This is a genomic window from Allostigmatella hybrida (assembly GCF_020103775.1).
Classification (GTDB): domain Bacteria; phylum Myxococcota; class Myxococcia; order Myxococcales; family Myxococcaceae; genus Hyalangium; species Hyalangium aurantiaca.
The window spans coordinates 211,688-233,397 of record NZ_JAHXBH010000006.1; the positions used below are offsets into that span (position 1 = coordinate 211,688).

A 21,710-nucleotide genomic window follows, 5' to 3' on the forward strand; every position below is an offset into this window, starting at 1 on the left:
CCGGGCCTTTGGGCCGGAGATGCTCCTCGCGCCTCGAAGGAACCGGAGGCGAACCCCACACCGGAGAAGTCCGGAGCGAACAGGAGGGGCCCGCCTGCCCCGGTGACGACGGAGCGCCGCCGCCCAGAGTGCGAGCCCACCCCAGTGCCGCACGCGGGCGAAGATCCCCCTCATAACCAGTGCGCCGATAAGTTTCCGCCGAACCGCTACCCCGGAAAGGACGTGCTCGTTGGCGGCAAGCGCTTTGATGCGCTGCAAGTCGGCGTGCGCGTGCTGTGGGAGATCAAGACCCATCGATTTGACACGTACAATGCCTTCATCCGGCGGATGACGATCCAGGAGGAACTGCCGTTGCTGCGGGAAGAACGGGACATAGCGGCGGCATGTGGATATGGCTTCGCCGTCGGGGTGAGCACCCAAGCGCACAAAGACGCTCTGCTCGTCGAGGATCAGTCCCTCAATATCGTCGTCACGGGATGCAAACGATGACCACTCAAAACTCCCTCGTCCTCATCGTCTACGCGCCAGCGCTCCTGGGTGACGACAGCCGCCCGCTCGCAGTCGTCCACGGAATCGAACGGGCGTTCCCTGGTGTGCGCTTGGAATGGGAGCTGACAAAGGCAGGGCGGCCCGTCGTGTTGACGCAACGCGATCGGTGGCTCGCTGAGGCGGCCTTGCGCGGGGACTTCCCGCTGCTGTGCAACGGCGACGAGAGTTACCCGGTGACGGTTTATGGGTTGCGGACATCCGGACTCCAAGCGCCGGGCGGCCAGCCGTTGCTCGATGTCCATGCAGAACTGCCGCTGGATGTGGTCGGCATCGCAGCAGCGGCGGATGTGCTGCAAGGCGTGGCGGAAGGCGCACGCGCGTTCTGGGGGTGTGCAACGCCGTACGCCGCTAAGGTGGACATCGCGTATCAGACAGCACCCACGCCGCAAGGGCCGCCGTCCCCACGCCGGGGGCTGCCTGCCCTGAAGCTCTTCAAGGAGATCCGCGCGCCAGAGATTCCCTACTACCTCGGGTGGCTGAACTACTGGTCCGATGCTGCCGCTCGGGCTATCGGCTTCCCGGATCCCTCGCGTGACGCGGACTTGCTCTCGCTGGCGCGACGCACCGAGAGGGGCGGGTGGATCGTTCGGCTTACAGATACGCCGCTCGATCTCGACAATCCCGCGCATCTTGCGGCGCTCTTGCGTGCGTATGAGCGCTTCCCGGAGATTGGCGGGCGCGTAACTCCGGGCTGAGTGGGAGGCGGCGGGAATCGAACCCACGCCGGGCGGTGCGAAACCTCTAGCAGAATCGCGCCCTTACCTCGCAACCGTCCGGAATGCTTAGGAGTCGGTATCCCGCCGCGTCCCGTCTCGTCCCGTCCTGTTCCCTCCCGCTCCGCGCGCTCCTGCGACATACGCGCAACATGACGGTGCCCGTCATCGTGTGCCGTAGATGCAGCCTGCACCCTGTGGGGCTCACTTCCGGGCGCCCCTTGCTCGGAGTCTGTTGAGCTAACGAGCCAGGGGCGTCGGACGGCTTGGCGCCTGATTCCTCCACGGGAAGCGAGCCCGCCGCTATGCGGCGACCGTGGCTCGGTAAAGCTTCAGCAGATTGTGGGTCAGGCAGATGAGTGCCCACTCCCCACGGGCCTTCGTCAGCCCTCGCAGCAGCAGTTGCCGAAAGCCTCGCACCTGCTTGATTTGTCCAAAGGGTGCCTCCGCCACCGCCTTTCGGCGTGCGTACACCGCTCGGCCTTTCTTCGTCCTCAGCCGACGTACCATCCAGTCCTTGAGGCTCAAGTCCCTGGGCATTCGGCCCCTGGGCTTGCCCCAGTTACGTGGCTCTCCCGCACTTTATGTGGTTCAGCGGTGGTGATCGGGCGAACCCCGCTCGTGCGGCCGTCCGCATGAGCCCAGGATCCACACAAACTGCGGGAGAGCCAGTTACGTGGACAGTAGGGCCATGCTGCCAACTTCTGCGGTCAGGCCGAAAGCTCAAAGTACATGGGGCTGACATCGCCCCGCGTCGAGTGCCGCCTCTGCCGGTTGTAGAAGACCTCAATGTATTCGAAGAGCGCCAGCGGGGTCTGTCCACTGAACTTGGGGCAGGCTCAGTGCACTCCGGGTCTCCCCTCACTGGAAGGGTGGAGGGAGCCCGGTGCGGATGTAGTGGGGGACCCGGTAGTCCCGAACTGGTTTGCCTTCTTCTTTTACACCGGGGCGTCAGGGACCGGGACGCCCCGCTTGTGCATCAGGGCATCGAGGCCGACGTCCTTGCCATGAGAAAGGCGCGGCAGCCGATCACGGCTTCGCCGCGACGACCTTGCGCTCCATGCACTCCTTGCAGCACTTGCAGTCCTCCACCGGCTGCTCCGGCTGCTTGCTCGCACAGATGACCTCCTCGAGCATTTCCTGGAAGCCCCGCAGGGTGTCCTCGTACGTGAAGGCCTTGCCGCCGGTCTCGGCCGCCACGCGCGCGAACTCGGCTTGGTTGGCCTTGCGCGTCTTCTCGTCCGCCCCGCTCTTGGCTAGGTAGGTGTGCACCCGCGTGCTCCCGGCCTTGGCGACCTCGATCGCCTTGTTGGCGGCGGCGATATCCTCGGCGTCGACGTTGTCGCCGCCCTCCATCCCCTCGTCGCCGAGCAAGAGGAGCGCGCGCTTGGCGTTCGGGCGCCAGTCGTTGTGCGTCACCACGTCCTCGATCGCGCGCCCGCCGTCCTCCTGCGCGCCGCCAGAGGTCACCGTGCCGCGCTTGCGCCCGCGCATCGCCGACTCGGCGACGCCGAGCTTATGGAGGTGCTCGCGGATGGTCGTGCGGAAGAGCGAGTCGGAGAACTTCCCCTCGATCCCCAGGTAGCTGACCTTGAGATCCGACGGGCACTTCGACTTCGCCGCCTCGATGGCCGAGCTGACCGAGTTGCTGAGGCTCGTCGCGTCGGGCTTCATCGACGTGCTCGAGTCGATCACGATGACCAGGTCGACGAGGGGCACCGCGGGCTCCGGCTGCTGCTGGACCTGGCCCGGGCGGCAGATCCCGGGGAAGACCAGCGTGCGCCCCTCGTGGCCATGCTCCTTGTCCTCGGAGCGGTGCGTGGTCACCGGCCCCGGCTTCTCGCGCGTGGCAATCCCCGCGGTGATGCCGCTCGCCGCGCCGGGGAGCTTGAATCCATTGATGGCGAAGCGCGACGGCTCACCGTCGGCCCCCCGCTGGAAGTTCAGCGAAAGCAGCTCGCTCAGCCCGAGCGAACCGACCAGCGGGTCGTGATACCAGAACTCCGTGAGCTTCGACCCGCGCCCCAGCCCACCGATGACGTGCGCGATGTCGACGGGGTACTCCTCGCCCTTGTAGGTGAAGCACCCGCTACCGAACACCGACCCGTCCGGGTTGAGGACCTTGAACATGTAGGTCTGGACCGGCTTCTCGATCTGCACGAGCTTGGCAATGATATCGGCGCTGTTGGAGCCGTTCTCGGGGCTGATGAACCTCGTCACCAGCTTGCCGCCCTGCATGAAGCCCTCGATGACGAGCGCGTACTCCTCGCCGTCGATCTCGATGGTCTCCGGCGATCGCAAGGTCGGCAGATCGACCAGGTCCTCGGGCGCTGGCCCGACGTTCGGCGTCTCGTTGTGGTGGAAGGTGAAGCTGAAGTCCCTCGCCAGCACGCCCCCGCTGAACGTGACGTGGACTCTCAGGCTGACGTCGAACTGCGCGGGCTGATAGCCGTAGACCGGGAAGTTCTGGTGCGAGAACGTGCCGAGCACGAACGTCGTGCTGTCGAGCGGCACCTCGACCGTGCGGCCCTTGAAGATGTAGCCGCTCTGCCCGGCGCCGCCAGCGGGCACGCCCCACCGGACGTGCTGACTGTTCAACCCGGCGAGCCCCGGCGGAGAAGCGTTGATGCCCGACCAGATGCCCGAAGTCACTGCTGTAGTCATTTTCAGATCTCTTTCTCCTCGGGAACGAACAGGCGCAGCGTGCCCGCATCGCCCGAGGCATGATCCTTCTATTGGGAGAAAGTCCGACTGGCGGCTACCATTGACCTGGGTTCTATAAGCTTGTCAGGTGGAGGACAGGCACCACCCCGGCCTGACTCTGGCGATGTTAGCGCAAGGTCGAAGGCGCCGCGCGTGATATGGGGCCAAGGTGCCATGGCTGCCAATAGCAGCGCACATGGATGGATGACGGGTGAAAAGGGACCATCTCATGAGCAATTCACTGGAGCATTCAGGTACGGCGATCCAGACCGGGGTCGTCATCGTCGCCATCAACCACAAGGGGGCAGTCAAGCGCACACAGTCTGACGAGTACGTGGTCATAGCGAACCGCGGCGCCGCTCCCGCGGACGTGTCGGGCTGGGTCCTCAGCGCGGGTGACGGCGGGCAAGGCTTTACATTCCCAATGAAGACCGTGCTCGTGCCGGGACAGACCGTGCACGTCTACACCAACGAGGTGCACCCGGAGACCGGCGGCTTCTCGTTCCAGAGCAAGCGCTCGGTATGGAATGACAAGGGCGGCGTGGCCCAACTCCGCGACGCGCAAAGGAAGCTCGTCGCGCAGATCGGCTACGGCACTCACGCAGGGGTCGACGCTGTCCCGACCTCCACCGGCCCGAGTGCCCCCCCGACCGGCCCGAGCGCCAGCTCCGGAGCGGAGACCGGCGGCAGCGCGAGCCTGTCTGCCCAGGAGGTCTGGGCCCGGGTGAAGGCCTACTGGCCGGGCTTCGAGTTCATGTGGCAGCCCGGCAATACCGAGGAAGAGATCGCCGCCGCCCAGGCACGGCTCGGCGTCACGCTGCCGGCACGCGTCCGTGACCTGATGCGCGAGTGCAGCGGCGCAACCGGCGGCTTCCCGGAGCGCGACAGTCACGGCTACTCCGCCGACGTCTGCCTGTTGCCCGTCACACGTTGGAAGTACCTGAACGAACATCAATGGGAAGACGCGCGCGCGCGCCAGCTCGTCACGATCGGCACCAACGATTACCAGCCCGGCGAGATGTTCGTGCTCCTGAACCCCGACACCGAAGAGGTGTTCTTGCTGGATACGCAGCGGGATGACGGGCCCAGGTCCCAGGGCTCCTTCGAGCACTGGCTCCAGCAGCACGGTCTCAGCAAGGACACCTACCTGGCCGGGCCGGAGGTCGACGAGCTGGAGTTCGAGGCCGACGAGACGGTCGCGGCGGCGATCGCGAGAAGACACCGCGGCTGGATCTCCGCCGAGCGCGAGCCCGCCTGGAACGCCGTTGAGGGCAAGTTCATCGAGGCCGTCAACCGCCTGCGCGGCGACTGATCCTCCTCCCAAGAAGTTTGAGCTTGCCCCAGTCACGTGGACAGTAGCCATGCCGCCAACTTTTGCGGCAGGGCCGCAAGCTCAGCTTGAAACAGGGGAGGCGGCGGGTTTCGAACCCGCATCAAGGCGGAAGCAAAACCCCAAGCAGGTCGCGCTGTTACCGGCTAACGCCTTGAGCTCATGTCGGTTCGTTCTCCCGCTCCATCCCGTTTCGTCCCGTTCTCATCCCCGCTGGAGGGGCACACTGGGGGCACATGCGGCCCAACAGGGGCACGCAGCAGCCCAGCCCCATCCAGCCGAGGCGTGCACTCCTGGGTCGGCTCCCGTCTCGTCGCTGCGCGATTGTGGAGCACCTGGGGTTGCCCACGGCGAGTGCGCCCCTGGCCCCTGCGCGAGGGCCGCCCCCGAGCGCGGGGTGTTGAAGCTCAAGCCGCCACAGCCAGCCAAAAGAACCAAGCCCCTGCCGCGCCCTGCCTGGGAAGGCGGCTGGGCTGGGCAGGCGTGTGGCTGCTGGAGATGAATGGCCTCTGCGTCGGCCGGGAGTGCGGCGCATGGGCTCCCCGGCAGCGTCCCTCACCTTCCGCTCTGCTCCCGACCGCTACGCCCAATCGGGCTCCTGTCCTTCCTATGCTCCTGCTCCTGCCCCAATCCCCGCACTCGCCTTCTCCGCACCTGCTGAGGGGAACCGCACGATTGCGTTTCCCGCCGCGAATATTGGGTTATTGCGGTTGAGGCCTCCCATAGCAGGTTCCGTACCAACGGCTGCTCTCCAGTCAAAACAGGCGCTTGAGTGCGAAAGCGCTTTGAACACAGTCCGAGATCGCGGACTGCGCCCGTCGCCAGTACCAACCAGTCGGTACCAGTCGCTCCACGGTACCAACCAGTCGGTACCAGCCGCTCCTCGGTACCAACCAGTTGGCAGCAGCCGCTCCACGGTACCAACCAGTTGGTACCAGCCGCAGGCTACCTCGCCGATACCGAAGGTTCTGCCTCAGGCTGTGAAGGTGCTGGCAAGCTGGGAAATCCCGGGCTCATGCGCGCCTGAGGGCATTCTCACCGGCTGGGCATGCATGCGAGGGCCGATCGTGAGGGTAACTGCCTCGCCATCGCAGTGGGAGGTCGGCACACACGGGAGTTCGACGCGATGCAAGGCTGCCCAGGTGGCTTGGAGAACGAGCTGGGCATCGCGTACCTCCTGCATTGCCGCGTACAGCTTGCCGCCTGTCGGTGGAGCCTTCCTGTAGGGTGGCAAGGCGTACCGAGAGGGCGCCGCCACAGCTCGCGGACTGTGGGTTTACCGAGCCACGGCCGCCGCGTAGCGGCGGGCTCGCTGCCCTTGAGGGCAGCAGGCGCCGGGCTGTCCGCCCGACGCCCATAGCTCGTTAGCTCGACACACTCTTAGACCTCCTCGAACCTCGTACCCGTTGCGCCCATGCGCTCCAACGCATCCTTGATCTCCCCGGAGACGATCAGCGAACTCCGCCACCCCTCAAGACGGAACACACGCGTGTCTCCCACCTTGCTCTTGTCGATGCGCAGATCTCGCACGGAAGCATACTGGCCGACCTTATGAGGTACTCCGTCCTCGTGCGTCCAGAGCCGAATGCGGGACGCCATTTCGTCGATACAGCGAATCAGGCGTGTGGCAACGAGGATGAAATACTGATCCGGATGGCCCTCCACATCCACGGGGAGCAATTGCACGTCGTCCGGGGCCAGCTCCGCGAACATGGATGCGACCCGGACATGGACCACCGGGACGCTGACGTTCGCTTCCATGTAGTCCAGTGGCTTGCCCGCTATCTCAACGGGGATTCTCAAGCGTTCCTGGAGCTGGACGGGTTCCCCGCGTCTGAACATCCTGTCGTCCACGCTCTGGCCGTGGCTGTCTGTCGGCGTGGCCAGGTGCCAGCGGTGCGGGAAGTTCACATCGTCGGATAGTTCGAAATGACGATTGGGCATGGCATCCATTTAGCGTGGGGGCTACCAGCATTCGGAGTGCTCCAGTCAACGCCTGACGGCACTCGACGACGGTGCGACAGGTTTCCGTGGCCTCGGTCAGTTCCTTGAGGATGATTTGATGATACCGCTCAGGGTGGGGCCCGTAGTGCCCCGGGAGGGGCATTTTATTCGCCGGATCATTCAGGGCCACCCCGGCTTTGGCGAAGAGCGCCCGGAATCTCGGCGTCCACGCCCCCCGCGCACGGTGGACTTGTCGTTGCAGATGGTGGCGATGTGGTGCGTCTCGACGCAGGGACCCTTGCCGCGATGGGGTCGCGTCGCCATGGCCACCGCGTTAGCGGGAAGTGTGATGCTGACGCCCTCGGCACTGACCGCGATCTCCTCCACCGTCCCCAGCGCGGGCAGCCAGATACCTGCCTCACCCTCGGCCTGTATGGCCACCTGCGCCGAGCCTGGCAGCGTCGGCACCTTCGCCGCGAAGCGTTGCGCCGTTGAACCAATGGCCGCCACCAGCAGCAGGGCGAACGCGCGCGCGGACTCTCGCCCGATGATCTTCCCGAAGCGCTCGCCTGCCTCGCGGATCTCCTCGAAGGTGGTTGCGGCCTTCGCCGCCCCCGTCAACTCCGCCCAGCCCGTCACGAGGTTGTGGAGCGCATCGTAGCCTACATACAGGAGCATCCCGACGCCCAACACCGCCACCAGCGCCGGAGCTGCGGGATTGAGGAGCAGGATCAGCAGCATGGAGCCCAACGTCCACAGGGCCGCGCTCATGAGTGCTCGGAATTCCACCAGCTCTCCGAGAGCCTTTTCATCTCGCCCAGCACTGGGCTTTTGCTCATGGCCAGCGCCCAGATGTAACGGCCTTGCATGTCCAAGTAGCGGCCTGCCACCAGCGCTCCGCCGAGACAGTCGCCATAGGCGTTGTAGGCGCTCTGGCACCAGAGCCGATAGCGTTCCGACAGCGCCAAGTCCTCTTTCGTCAACATGCCATCCCAGGGCTCGCCGCCTGCTGGCACCAGCTTCCTATCTCGCTGGAGGTAGAGGTATTGGCCACTCTGCGGGTCCATCTGAAATGCCTTCTCTGCCGTCTGGCGCGGCGTGCCTGTCAGCCGCACTTCGCGCGCAAGGCGCCTCATAGCTTGTTGGAACTCCGCTTCTTTCAGTTCCACCGGTTGTAGGTCCGCCGCGCGGGGCACGTGGACGACGGCTTTGCCCTGGCCGGTGTTCTCCACGAGGGGACCCCGAGGGGGGCTGGCGCACCCCACGAGCAACGCAAGGAACAGCGCTTCAGCCTTCCAGAGAATCCTCCATGGCAGCATGTGTCACCCCTTCTTGCGAGAAGGGGCTCAGGGTAGAGGGCTGCAACGGGGAAGAGGAGGAGGCGCCGGGTGGCGCTGTCCTTCAGCTCCGGACTCCCTGCGGGGGGAGGTTCCCGCCCGCTACCCCCAATCGGGCTCCTGTCCTTCCTATGCTCGCGCGAATCGCCGGATCCTTGGGATCACACGGCTCGGTGTAGATGAGGCTGGGCGAGTCCTCGTCCTTCTTCGGCGCGTCGGCGCTCACCGGCGCCGTGCCCAGCAGGCACACTCCCACCACCCTACAGCGCAGCAGCCTGGACCTCGCTCAGCCCTCCTTGGAGGCGTGGGCGAGCGAGCCTGCTCCCAGCGAGCCCTGGGACGGGGAGGCGCCGCGCAACAGGCTCCACATGCCAATGGCCGCGAGCACGGAAATGTCCGCGAAGAGCAGCGGGGCGAAGATGGGCGCGCCGAAGATGAGCTGATCCCTCAGCGGCACGTTCGTGTGCCGCAGGTTGGCGAGCACGTGCAGCGCGAAGCCGAGCACCCCCACCGCGGCCTGCACCCCCATCACCCCCAGGGTGAGCCACAGGAAGCCGCGCGCCGGACGTAGCATCGCCACCAGCAGGAAGCTGGTGCCGAAGGCGGCCGTCACCACGGGGATCCACTCCGTCGCGGAAAAAAAGCCATTCTGCGCATGGTCCAGCAGTGACAGCCCCAGGTTGCCCACGCTGCCGCCCAGCGCGAGCATCACCACCCAGCTCGGCCACGCGGGGCCTACCGGGTCCTCCATGCGGTCGAGCAACACCAGCAGCCCCAGCCCCACGTAGGAGAGCGGGGCCACGAAGGGCGCGGTGTAGACGAGATTGTGCAGCGATTGGCGCTCGAAGAAGGCGCTGTGCAGGTGCAGGATCATCCCCGCCACCCCCACGCCGATGGCGCCCAGCGCCACGGCCACGTCCACCGCCCGGGTGCGCGCCCACAGCCGCGCGGAAACCAGGCCGGGCAGCAGCAGCAACGGCGCCACCACCGAGAAGATAATGGGCAACCACTCCGCGCGATGGGCGAAGTCGTTGGCCGCGTGCGCGAGCAGGATGTCCACGGCGAGGAAGGCCAGGTTGCCCACGGCGAACGCACGCGCCGCGAGGAAGGGCGTCACGGCGCCGAGCCGCTCCCGGAGCGTCATGGCCGGGCGTCCCCCGGCGTCACCGGCCCGGAGCCGCCCTTGCCCTTGGCACGCAGCTCCTCGGCCATGCTGTCCAGCTCGTTGCGCAGCCGCGCCAGCTCGTAGTTCCCGTGCCACTGCACGAAGTCCGCGCCGCCCATGAAGGCGCCGTGCTTGGCCGTGCGGCCGAAGTAATGCCAGAGGTCGAACTCGACGAACTTGATGGGGTGATTGAAGGGCGCGTCGTCGAGCAGCCCCTCCTTGCGCAACGCGGCCACCACGTCCTGGGCGCCCTTCACCCGCTCATTGGTGTTCTGCAGCACCTTCTCCGCGGCGGTGTAGAAGTTCTCCACCTGGGTGTGCGCGTGGCACTTCAGGCACACCTCCTTCATCTGCTGCTCGCCCGAGTTGCCCTCGGGGCGGCGCGTGGAAACGGGCGCGAAGAGGTACCAGGCCAGACGCTCGCCCGGGTTGTGCGTCACCTTGAGTCCCTCCAGTCCGCTCATGTGACAGGTGGCGCAGGTGGGCGCGGGCATGTCCACCGTCGTCAACTGCTTGGGGTTGGCGTTCAGGTTGAAGTGCTCCCGCTGCGCGGTGAAGAGCACGCCGTGCTTGGACTCCTCGAAGATTTCGATCTGCGAGTGGTCCGGCCCCATGTGGCACTGGCCGCAGGTGCGCGGCTCGCGCGCGAGCGCGACGGAGGTGGAGTGCCGGGCATGGCACTCGGTACAGGTGCCGAAGGAGCCGTCCGCGTTGGGCTTGCCGATGTCATGGCACGCGTCGCAACCGCTGCTCGTCGCCACCTCGCCCTCCAGCACTCCCACGGAGTGGGGCGGGCGCTTGATCCACCCGGGATGAAAGCGCTCGCCCAGCTCGATCTGCTCCGGCGAGAAGCCCTGCGTTCCCCGCACCGCCGCCCAGGAGGGCGCCGCGTGCCGGCTGCGCTCGAACTGCTCGTATTCGGTGGCGTGGCACTGGGCGCAGTTCTTCGCGGTGAGGGAGCGCGCCAGCGTGAAGCCGCGGTGTTCCATGGGCTGCTGGCCCTCGAGCGGCTTGTGGCAGTCCAGGCAGTTGACGCCCCGCGCCGCGTGCTGGCTGCGCTCGAACTGGTGCACCACGGCGGAGGTCTCCCTTGCGTGGCACTCGGCGCACTTCTGTGCCGCGACGGTGGAGGAGCCGAGGAAGGAGTGCGCCCCCGTTTGGACTGGGCCGTGCTGCTGAGCAGGACGTTCGCCCTGGAGGTGTTGGCGTTTGAGCTTCAACCCCCTGAGGCCTGGAGGTGCCCGCGCGCCGGGGCCCGCCTCGCACCTGCCGTGGGCAGGCCCAGGTGCTCCACGGTCGCGCTCACCCCTCCCGCCTCGTTCACGTAGGGAGCGGAGGAGGCGAGCGAGGCGCCCCAGGCAGCTGCGAGGCAGGAAACGAGGGCTTTTATCGGCCAGGAGAACGTGGCGGGGTGAGCCACGGTAGGGGCCTGTAAGTTCCGGCGCATCGCCACTCCCCAGGACCCTGGCTGGGCAATTCTCGCGGGCAAAAGTTGCGCGCAAGGTTTGCCTGCCTGGCGCTCCCCGGAGGCCTGAACCCTCGTCCGCTGAGGTGCGTCACGCGGCCGGAAGACGGGCGCGCGCCTTGCAGAAGGGGCAGGGGCGGCCGCCGGACCCAAACGGCGCTCTCCTCAACAACCCCAGTTGAGTGCTTCCAAACGCGATTGATCCGCAGAGTCCGGCCGGACGCATGACGTGCGCGCTGAGCCTCTCGCGAGGAGTTTGCCTTGCGTCTGTTCAACATGATGTATCTCGGTGCCGTCTGCCTTCTGGCAGCCTGCGGCGCCCCCCTGGAAGAAACCTCCTTTGCCCCCGAAGCCGATACCGGGACCCCATCGCAGGCGCTGAGCGCCGCGTGCAACGAGAGCGCGCTGGCCTGGGCGGCGGGGACGGGCGATGCACAGAAGACATGCGAGGTGCCGTGGAACTATGGCCTGGCCTGTTACAAGCAGCAGGTTTCTCCGTACTGCCATCGGACCGGGTACGAGCAGAAGCAGTGCCCCGTCTATCAGGCCTGCCGCCACCCGGATTTTGGCTTGGAGAAGTACGCGAGCCCTCATCCCCAGTACACGAAGACCGTGACCTGCGAGGCGATCACGGAGAAGGAATGCTGGTACGACCACGAGTATGGCCAGCTGGAATGCGTCACCGATACCGTGGGCTACAAGTGCCAGGAAGCGTGCCAGGCCCGGGCCGATGCCGAGAAGGCCACGGTCGACTCCCGCTTTCGCACCGGCGTGGTGGCCAAGGTGCTCAGCTATACGTCCAACGTCCCCTCTTCCACCTGCAAGTTCGAGCTCCAGAACTTCCCCGTTTACAAGCAGCAGGCCAGCGCACCGTGCGCGCAGACCGGTACGGTCCAGTGCGATGACACGGAAAAGCCCATCTATGCCTCTTGCCGGCACCCCGCGCACGGCGCGGACAGCACGGGCAGCTGTGGCACGGGGAACCTCTTCACCACCGCCCCCGCGACGCTGACCCAGGCGAAGGCCCAGGCGAGCGCGAAGTGGGCCGATGCGGCCCTGAAGAACGAGGGCTCCATGAACTACTCCAAGGCGCTCACCTGTCAGACCTGTGACGCGCTGCCGCTCGACGCCACCGATCCGGCCGTGCAGGTGACGCAGGTCAGTGCGAAGTTCGAGTGCCTCAAGAGCACCCTCCAGGCCTACCCCTCGCTCCCGCCCGCTGCCGGCGGCGCGAAGCTGGAGAGCGAGCTCGTCAGCCGCCTGAAGCTGTTGTTCGAGCTGCGGGGCCACCAGCTCACGGAGACGCAGAAGGCTTACGCGCACAACCTCTATGCCACCAAGCCCGCGCAGCATGGTACTTGTGGCACGGGCTTCCTCCCGCCCACCGGCGGGGATCCCTCGTGTCCCAGCCAGGCGAACCTGAACGGCTCCCTGCAGATGTGCGCGCAGCTGGCCTCCGCTCACGTGCCGCCGCAGTCCGCCGCGGCGATGCTCAACGCCTGCATGGACCTGGGCCTCCCGGTCTCGATGATCTCCGAGGCGTGCCAGGGGCAGGCCTACCGCGATGCGTATCATCAGGTATGGCTGAAGCTGTTCGAGCACAGCCTCGCCGGCCTGAAGCGGAGCGGACCGGAGCAGCTCCCGGAGCAGGCCGATGTGACGGTGCGCCTGGGGCAGCTCAATCGCTGGTTCGAGCTCCAGCTCACCACTGTCCATGCGGGGACTCCGCCAGACGGGACGCTCTGGCGGGACGTGAGCGACACGCTGGGCGTCTTCTGGAAGGCGGCCTATGCGAACACGCTCATCAACCCGTCCGGCACGGGACTGGTGGCGGACCCGCTCAACATTGGGCTCAAGACGGATCAAGCCGTGCTCCGCGCGGCCCTGTCCCCGGCCAATCCACCGCTCAAGGGGGGCGCGCTGCTCATGCTCCTGGGGGACGGCTTCCGGGGCCTTTTCGAACGGATGGAGGACTTCAGCCGGCTGCATGACCTGGGCTGCCGTTTCAAGGGCTGCGAGGCGGGCCAGGTGAAGACGGAGATGAGCGAGCTGTGGGCGCTCTTTGCCGCGGTGCCGGAGGCGGGACCGCTCCAGAGCGCGGTGAATGCGTCCACGGTGCTGGCCGCCTCCCCGTACGCGGGCCACGCGGAGTGGAAGAACCTCTTCAACCTGCTCGCCCTGCGGCACGGAACCTTCGCCGGGGCGGCCGCCGCGAGCGCGGGCGTGCCCTCGTATACCCCCCAGGTACTGCGTGCGCCGCAGGGCGCTCCGAGCGTGCCCCTGGCCGCGTGGGCGAAGATGGTTCAGCAGGCGGACAGCTTCACCAAGAGCTACGTCAAGGCAGGCGTCTTCCAGAGCACCGCCCGCGACACGCTGCGCATCGGCATTCAGGAGTCAAAGCAGAGCCTGCTCAACACCCAGATTCAGCTCCGCAAGCAGGAGCTCACCTCGGCGCGCGATGCATACGCGGCCAATCAGGCGAACTACGTGAGCAACCTGCTCGCGGAGATGGGCAACGCGAGCAACCAGGCCTCGCTCACGAGTCAGCTCGACAAGAAGGTCCAGGAGTTCTACGCGCTCAACGCGGACCTGATCGGCCTTCAGGACAACCTCGCCCTCGATGAGGCCCAGTTCGGGGACTTCGCGAGCGCCTTCAACACCGTGTTGGAGCAGGAGACCGGGCAGCTGGCGCTCATGCAGATTCAGCGCACGCCGCCGCAGACCCTGAACGTCGACGCGGCGGACGCTCACTTCAACACCACCTGGGAGAACATCGGCGCGATCGCCTTCGAAACTGGAGGGCAGGTGTGGAAGGTGCCGGCCCAGACAGGCCACCTGCTGAACTTCCGCACCATGGGCCTTTATGCCCCGAGCTGCACGCTGCAGACAACCACCCTGGCGAATCCGGAGGATCCGGACAGCTACCTCTTCGTCGAGGCCCCCGCGGGGGGCGCCCTCACCGGTCCCGGCGGTTACGTCGTCACCTTCCAGGATGGGAAGTTCTCCTCGGGCTCCACGGCGATGAATACGTACGCGCGCTCCTCGGTGGACAGCCGGATCTGCGCGGGCGTCAAGGTCGAGGCGGGAGTCACCTTCTACGGCAGTGGCGTCACGGCCTACGCGTCCGTGGAGCAATGCCTCGCGGCCACCCTGGGGATGGAGACCTCGGTCAACGCCCAGCAGGGCGCCGATACGCGCACCTCCGCGTCCTTCTCCACGGGGCTGCGTGTGCCGAACACCCCCTTTCCCAAAGCGCCCGTGGGCAGCCTGCTGCTGGTGGCCATGGAAAAGGACGGCGTTGCCCCTGGGCAGGTTCGCGAAGTGCGCGTCCTCCAGGATCCGCACACCGCGGTGGTGGTGGAGGCGGACCGGGACTACTACCTCGTGGTGAATGATCAGGGAGGGTGCGTCGCGGACACCCAGCATGCCCTCTCCGTGGAGTTCACCCACCTGGTGCCCGCGGGCCTGGCGGCCAAGGCGCTCGGCAAGGCCATGGCGCAGTCCCTGACGGACCTGAGGGCCGCCACGGCGGCGGCGGTCTCCCAGGGCCGCGTCACCTCCAGCGAGCTGGGGGCCCTGCGCGACGCGGCGTTGGCCCGGCTGCTCACGGCTTTCAGCCAGCAGTGCCCGGGCTGCCAGGTCTCGGACATGCCCCAGGTCTTCCACGCGCTCTATACCGCGCACGTCAGCAAGGAGCTGGCCCGCCTGGAGCGGCTGGTGCAACTGCATGCCGTGGAGCGGGCCCTCCAGACGATGCTGCTCGACTTCCAATTCCTCAGGGATGATCTCGCCGCGGGCGAGGAGAAGGCCCGCCTGCTGCGGCTGCTGCCACTGTGGAGCCTGCGCAACCTGGACGGCCTGATGATGCGGGACGGGCTGCGTTCGCTCACCACCCTCGTCACCGACTACCTGTATCCGGTGATGGACCTGCGCTATCCCACGGCGGCCGCCAGCCTGAAGACCGCGCCCGCGCTCGACACCCTGGTGAGGGCCAACTGGTCGGCGGACTTCCCGTCCCTGAGCACCCTGGCCATCAATGCGGTGTCGGCCATCGAGACAGGGCTCGCCAACGCCCGCATCAATGATCCGGTGGAGAGCCACATGCTCGTGGCCCTCAGCTTTCCCCGCCCCGGCGTCAGCAACGGTGCCGCCTCCCCCTGGCGCAAGGCGGATGGTGAGCGCTCCGAGGCGCTCTGGAATGCCCTGGCCAGCCAGGGGAAGTTCACCCTGAAGCTGACCCCGGAGGACCTGTACACCACCGTGGGCGGTGCCTCGGGCCTCATGCAGTGCAACGAGGGCACGCCCCTGCTGAAGACGATGGCCTTCTTCCTGGTCCGGCCCAACCAGCCCTCGAACGACTCGCTCAACAGCCAGATGAAGCGGGCCCATGTGGACTGGACCGACAGCTTCGACTTCACCGGCGAGACCGTGACCAAGCGCTACACCATGGTCAATCCGCTGTGGCTCTCCGGCGCTCCCCGCATCCTCTTCGGCAACGGCACCCAGGCGCTCGAGCGGTTCGAGCTGCACGAGACGGGCAAGCCCGAGGCCAACCAGAACATCGCCGGAGACGGCCTGTCACCCTTCGGGGCCATGCAGGTCGACATGTCTGACTTCTTCCTGCAGGCGCCCAACCCGCTGGAAGCCGCCACCGAGCTCGTCGTGATGGTGAAGGTGGACAAACGCGCGGTGCTCGGCGTTTCGCAGCCGCAGGTGTGCCAGCAACCTTGATTTCCTGAAAGCTCCCCATGAAAACCTTCCTGCCCTTGCGGCGGCTGCTGAGCAGCGCCGTGACCTTCCTTTGCCTTTCCGCGTCCGCCCAGACGCTGCCCTTCAGTGATTCGAAGATCCAACCGCCCCAGCTCGGCGCACCGCAACGCGGCTCGCTCGTGGGGACTTACGCGCAGACGGCCTTCGGCCCGGCGGACGTGGCCCGGGGCGGTTTCTCCCTCACCGCTCCCTTCTCCGTTCCCACCGAGCGGGGCGCGCCGCTCGCCAGTCCGTTCCCGGCTTATTCCGCCGACGCGGGCCTCTCCGAGTGGGGCCACGGCTGGCAGGCCACGCTGGCCATCACCCGCTGGCGGGTGCGCGGAGACCTGGACTACGCCACCGACGAGCTCTCCAGCCCCTGGGGCCGTCTGGTCGCCGGCAATGACGGATACTGGTACCCGGCGGGGCTGAGCGGGCCGGTCCGCGTGCAGCTCGCGGGCACGGTCCTCACCGCCTTCCTCCCGGACGGAAGCACCTGGACCTTCGGCGGCCAGGCCCGCGCCGTCACGGCTCAGGGCACCTATGCCTGGTACCTCCAGGACGTGGTGTCCGCCACGGGGCGCCAGACGCACTTCGACTACGAGGCCAACGCCTCGGGCCGCTTGTTCGTCACCGCCGTGTCCTACGGCGGCACCGGCAACAACTTCCAGTACCGCATCGAGCTGAGCTATGCCCCCACGGCGCACGTCTTCTCCGACTACCGCTCCGGGCAGGCGCTCGAGCTCGACCGGCGCGTCTCCCAGGTACGGGTGAAGGCGCGCCACGCGGCCCTGGGGACCTTCCAGGAGCGCTGGCGCTACGAGCTCGGGTACCAGGAGGCCGGCATCGGCACGGCCTTCTACCTCTCCCAGGTCCAGCAGCTCTTCAGCTCCGGGGAGACTGCCCCCCCGGTGCACTACACCTACCACTCGCCGGCCTCGGCGCTCTCCAGCGCCCAGTTCCAGCCGGTGCCCAAGCTGTTCGCGGCGCTGATGGCCTGGGGCGAGGACTCCATCCAGCCCTCGCGTGCCACGATGCTCGACGCGGACCGGGATGGCCGGCTCGACTTCGAGCACAGCCAGCGACACACCCTGTTCGTGCAGGAGGAGAGCGGCTTCCGCGCCGAGGAGCTCCCGGTCCCGGCGGCTGGCACGGAGGCAGACTGCCGCCCCCAGGAGAGCGACTCGAATGAGCCGCGCCTGCTGACGCAAATGTGGCCCGAGGTGGACACCTACCAGGTGGTGTCCGTGCGCAACAACGCGGCCTTCACCCACACGGACGTGAAGGTGTGTGGCCGGGATGGCACCTTGATGGTTTCCCGCACCCTGCCGGGCGCGTGGGAGCTGGGCGCCAACACCCGCCTGGTGGACGTCGACCGCGACTTCCAGCCAGACCTCGTCCGGGTCTACGAGGGGGGCTTCGAGGTGCTCCCCAACACCAGTACGGGCCCGCACGAAGTCACTTTCGGAGGCGTCCACGGCGGCGCGCTGATGCCCGTCTTCAGCCCGCAGGTCTCCTGGGTCCACGACATGAACGGTGACAGCCTGCCGGACCTCGTGTCCCGCTTCGATGGCGGCTATGTCGTGTGGCTCGGGAAGGGCCGCTTCGGCTTCGAGCCCAGCGGGCAGACGCTCCCCGTGCGCATCACGGGGGGAGAGGACCTGGCGGAGCTGTCCAGCTATTCGACCACCTTCATGGACGTCAACCGGGACGGGCTGACGGACGTGTTGCTCTCACGGGCGGACATCGCCTCGCTCTTCATCAACACGGGCACCCACTTCGCGGAGTTCTCCGTTCCGGCGCTCGGCTTCTATGACGGCCTGACGAGCCCCCTGGCGAATGGCGACTTTTCGGGGAGTGGCAACATCAGCCTCACGGTGACGAAGTTCGGCCAGGCCTTCTCGGCCGCGCTGGACCGGCCCGAGACGGGCCTGCTGGCCTCCGCGGATGACGGCAAGGGCACGGTGCTGCACTTCAAGTACGGGCGCACGCCGGCCACGCCGGGGGCCCGCTTCCGCCAGCCGGTGCTCTCGGCGCTGGAGGTGGAGTCCTCCGGCTACGACAAGGCCATGTACACCTACCAATACCTGGGCCCCAGCTACCACAGCGAGGGCAAGTACCTGGTGGGCTTCGACAGCGTGGTGCGCCAGGACACGGCCATCACCCACGCCGTGAACTTCCTCAACGGTGACACCTTCGCGGGCCTCATGACGTCCGCCACCCGCACCGACGCGCGCACGCCTCTCGTGCAGGAGTACGAGTACCACCAGTACGAGGATGCGGTGTTCCAGGGCGTGGGCTTCAAGCGTCTCAAGGAAGAGGGGACGGGCTACCGGGACCCCGCCCACCCCGCGCTCAGCGTGGAGGAAAAGAGCCAGACGCTGGCCTTCGCCGGGCTGTGCCCCATTCAGTCCGTCCACACCTCCCGCTCGGGGCGCCTCACCACGGCCACCCAGCTCTCATCCCTCCCCGCGCTCGCCCAGCACCTGCATTGCTTGCCCGCCTCGCTGACGCTGACGGGCACCCACTCCCAGTCCGCCCTGGACTTCCAGTACCAGGGCACCATCGCCCGGAACGCGGTGGGCCTGGTAGAGCGGGTGGAGGCGCTGGGGCCCCAAGGCCCCCTGGTGCTGCAGTCGGTCCTCTACAACCGGGACGCCACCGTGAGGAGCGTGTCCACGCCGGCCCAGGGCACCACGTCCTTCGAGTACGAGGCGGGGAGCCTGTTGTTGAAGAAGGTGACGCAGCCGGGCGGCGTGGTGCTGGAGGCGGCCGAGCGGAGTCCCACCCAGGATGGCCTGCTGAGCCTGGTCACCCGCCGCGGCCAAAACACCCTCACGCAGCGCTTCCGCTATGACGGGCAGGAGCGGCTCGTCAAACAGTGGGACAGCCTGGGGGCGGCCACCGAGGCCAACCCCAACCTGCTGCTGGAGTACCACTACGCCACCGCCACCCGCCCGGGCAGCATCGCGGCCACCGCCCTGGTGGAGGCCGCCTCCGGTGCCAAGAGCACCACCCAGGAGTACGCCACGGCGGCCGGCGAGAAGGTGGCCACCGCCACCCGCATTCCGGAGGGCTGGGTGTTCGATGGGGTCACCACGCGCAGCCGCCAGCAACTGAAGTCCCTGAGCCACATGCGCCCCAACCTGCCGGCCAACACGGACATGGCCACCCTGGACTACGCCACCCTGCTCAATGGCGTCGAGTGGACGGCCAGCGCCCGCGCCGCCGGTTTTGGCTACGAGCTGGAGGTGCTCACCCGCCTGCACGCGAACGTGCAGAAGAAGACAGACACGTCGTGGGCGCTGGAGGGGAACCTGTTGCGCCAGGAGACGAAGGTCAACGGCGCGTACACCCGGCTCAGCTACCTGGATGCCGGCAAGCGCCTCGTCCGGTACGAGGACGAGGCTCGGACTGCCTACCTCTATGGCTATGACGTCCTGGGCCGGCTGCGCAGCGTGCTGCTGCCGGGCGGCCAGGGGCACCGGGTGGCATACGATGGCTATGGCCGGGTCGCCCGCGTGGAGCGGGATGGCATCGCCACCGTGGCGTACCAGTACGCTCCCACCACGGGGCTGCTGAGCACCAAGCTGTTCCTCACGCCCCAGGACAGCCTGGTGCGCACCGAGAGCTACCAGTACGACGCCATCGGCCGGCGGACCCACACGGTCCATGCGGATGCGGCTTCCGGCGCCACGCAGACCTACCGCTTCTACTTCGATGGGGCCTCCCCCTCCCAGCCCACCAACACCACCTGGCCGGGCTTTCTCACCGCCATCACCGGTGAGGGCTACACCAAGCTGCTGCAGTACCGGATGGATGGCTCCCTGCTCAAGAGCACGTTCACCCTCCATGGGTGGCGCACCGTGGAGACCCAGTCCACCTACGCGGAGGGAGGCGCCGCCTCGCTGGAGAGCGCCACCCTCAAGGACAGCAACGGGCAGTTTCTCGGCGCCACCACCCGCGCCTATGCCTGGGATTCCTACGGCCGCCTCAAGGCCATCCGGCTCAATGGCCAGCCTTGGGCCACCCTCCAGTACAACGCCCTGGGCCAGCTCTCCCTGGCGGACTTTGGTTCGGGGACTTCCGTGGGCTTCGGCTATGACAGCCTCACCCGGCGCCGCACCTTCGTCACCCAGCAGACGCCTGCCGTGATGTCCTCCGTGGGCTGGACGTTGAACGCCCGGGGGCTCACCGGTGCCGAGGCGTTGCAGGTGGGGGGCGTGAGCCTCAGCCGCCAGTACGGCTACTCCGTGCAAGGCTTTCTCACCAGCTCGGCCGATGCTCAGGGTGCCTATGGCTATGACTTCGATGCCGCGGGCCTGCCCACGTCCATCACGGAAGGGGCGGCCACCCGCTCACTCCTCCAGGGCGGCAACACCCTCACGGCGGGCAACAGCGTTTACACTTTCGACGCCTTGGGCCGCACCCAGTCCAAGGACGGCCTGCTCCTGACCTACGGACCCAACGGCCAGGTGGCTCAGGCTCAGAAGGGGGCCACCACCTGGAAGTTCCTCTACGATGAGGACGGTCAGCGCCTCTTGAAGCAGGACAGCGCTGGGAACCCGGTGGCTGCCTATCTCCCGGGTGGCAGCTACCTGGACGCGTCCGGCCTGTCTCTGCCCGTGCGTGTGGAGGGCCAGCTGGTGGGCTTGCTCCAGAACGGCACCTTCCAGCCCCTGGCCGCCGACCACCGCGGCACCGTCCTGGCCGACGCCGACGGCACACCTCGCCTGGCCTCGCCCTTTGGCAACCGCGCCACCCACCCTTCGTCCTCCGCGGCCTTGGACTATGTCCAGAAGGCCTACGACGCGGACCTGGGCTTCATCCGCATGGGCGTGCGTGACTACGACGCCACCCTCAACCGCTTCACCACCCCGGACCCGCTCTTCCTCGAATCCCCCGAGAAGTGCCTGGCCAGTCCGGTGGAGTGCAACCTGTACGGCTACGTCCGGAACCAGCCCCTCGACTTCGTCGATCCGGCCGGCACGGAGTCGGAGGGCCTGGGCGATTCGGCGAGGAAGGCAACCGAGCTGAGGATGGCGAGTTACACGGGCCAGGTGGAAACCCTTTCGAACGGGATGCAGGTGCTTCGCTACAGCGTCACCGCCACGACAACCCTGGCGGAGCAGGGCCAGCCACAGGTGAACGTCCAGATCAAGGGCTCCGCCGTGTACTACGGCACTCAGGCGGAGATCGCTGGCATCCAAGGCAAGGTGTCGGCCCAGATGATGGGGGTCTCCGCAGGCGCGAAGGTCTCCCTCACGTCGGTCAAGGCGGCGATCGGTCTCAACCTCGTGTCGGTGAATGCCGAGGCGGCCGGTGTGGGCGTGGAGGTGGGCTGGAAGTTCGAGCTTGGGTTTGGCATGGGCATCGATGGCATCGAGGTGAAGATGCCGTTCGTGTCCGCCAAGTTTGACCCCGTTGCCTTCGTCACCAGCGTGTACACCGGGATCAAGTACACCTTGCAGAACCCGCCGGTCAGCGCGCTCACCGTGTCTGCGGTGGGGGGCGGTTTCGGACGCATGTTGCAATCGCCCGCGAACATCTCCGCCTACATCCGGAACGAGGTCATCAAACGGGAGGAGTACGCGAAACAAGTCGAGACGGCACGGCTGCTAGAGCAGATGGCCACCCCTCCCCCGAAGAACTCGCTCGTCTGCCAGTAGCTGGGGACCCGGGAGCCGCTCTCCAAGGGCGGCTCCTGAGGAGATCCGGGTGTTCCATGGCGTCTTTGCTCTGGGCGCGAAGTTGC

The 21,710-nt window shown here is 67.1% G+C and carries 9 protein-coding genes and 3 pseudogenes; 5 read left to right on the forward strand and 7 right to left on the reverse strand.

The window, feature by feature from the left end:
* Positions 1-102: 102 nt before the first annotated feature.
* Entirely contained in the window at positions 103-489 is a 387-nt protein-coding gene (locus KY661_RS37710; protein ID WP_398577183.1) for a DUF6310 domain-containing protein, read from the forward strand.
* Positions 486-1,244 (forward strand): DUF5953 family protein, encoded by a 759-nt coding sequence (locus KY661_RS13445; RefSeq protein ID WP_225410577.1) that lies wholly within the window; start codon positions 486-488, stop codon positions 1,242-1,244. Before KY661_RS37710 ends, KY661_RS13445 begins: the two co-directional genes overlap by 4 nt.
* Before the next feature lie 321 nt (positions 1,245-1,565).
* Here KY661_RS13445 and KY661_RS13450 read toward each other — a convergent pair.
* From KY661_RS13450 to KY661_RS13460, 3 genes and pseudogenes are all read right to left on the reverse strand, one after another.
* A pseudogene (locus KY661_RS13450) lies at positions 1,566-1,811 on the reverse strand (transposase); the annotation flags it as partial.
* 161 nt (positions 1,812-1,972) lie between these two features.
* Positions 1,973-2,068, reverse strand: a pseudogene (locus KY661_RS13455) (IS3 family transposase); the annotation flags it as partial.
* A 223-nt stretch (positions 2,069-2,291) separates the two neighbouring features.
* The gene (locus tag KY661_RS13460; protein ID WP_225410578.1) at positions 2,292-3,926 is read right to left on the reverse strand and encodes a choice-of-anchor K domain-containing protein; all 1,635 of its coding nucleotides are present in this window, start codon (positions 3,924-3,926) and stop codon (positions 2,292-2,294) included.
* Between the two features lie 268 nt (positions 3,927-4,194).
* Between KY661_RS13460 and KY661_RS13465 the strand changes: the two genes are divergently transcribed.
* Positions 4,195-5,277 (forward strand): lamin tail domain-containing protein, encoded by a 1,083-nt coding sequence (locus KY661_RS13465; protein WP_225410579.1) that lies wholly within the window; start codon positions 4,195-4,197, stop codon positions 5,275-5,277.
* A 1,398-nt stretch (positions 5,278-6,675) separates the two neighbouring features.
* On the opposite strand, the gene KY661_RS13470 is transcribed toward KY661_RS13465, so the two are convergent.
* From KY661_RS13470 to KY661_RS13495, 4 genes and pseudogenes are all read right to left on the reverse strand, one after another.
* Positions 6,676-7,239 (reverse strand): imm11 family protein, encoded by a 564-nt coding sequence (locus KY661_RS13470; protein ID WP_317987256.1) that lies wholly within the window; start codon positions 7,237-7,239, stop codon positions 6,676-6,678.
* Positions 7,240-7,264: 25 nt separating this feature from the next.
* A pseudogene (locus KY661_RS37895) lies at positions 7,265-8,558 on the reverse strand (AHH domain-containing protein); the annotation flags it as partial.
* 304 nt (positions 8,559-8,862) lie between these two features.
* Entirely contained in the window at positions 8,863-9,720 is an 858-nt protein-coding gene (locus KY661_RS13490) for a hypothetical protein (protein ID WP_225410582.1), read from the reverse strand.
* A complete protein-coding gene (locus tag KY661_RS13495; RefSeq protein ID WP_225410583.1) occupies positions 9,717-10,817 on the reverse strand; it encodes a multiheme c-type cytochrome in 1,101 nt (366 codons plus the stop codon). Before KY661_RS13495 ends, KY661_RS13490 begins: the two co-directional genes overlap by 4 nt.
* Before the next feature lie 650 nt (positions 10,818-11,467).
* Here KY661_RS13495 and KY661_RS13500 point away from each other — a divergent pair.
* A complete protein-coding gene (locus KY661_RS13500) occupies positions 11,468-15,937 on the forward strand; it encodes a hypothetical protein (protein WP_225410584.1) in 4,470 nt (1,489 codons plus the stop codon).
* A gap of 17 nt (positions 15,938-15,954) precedes the next feature.
* Positions 15,955-21,624, forward strand: a complete 5,670-nt coding sequence (locus tag KY661_RS13505) for an RHS repeat-associated core domain-containing protein (RefSeq protein WP_225410585.1) — start codon at positions 15,955-15,957, stop codon at positions 21,622-21,624.
* Positions 21,625-21,710: the final 86 nt, after the last annotated feature.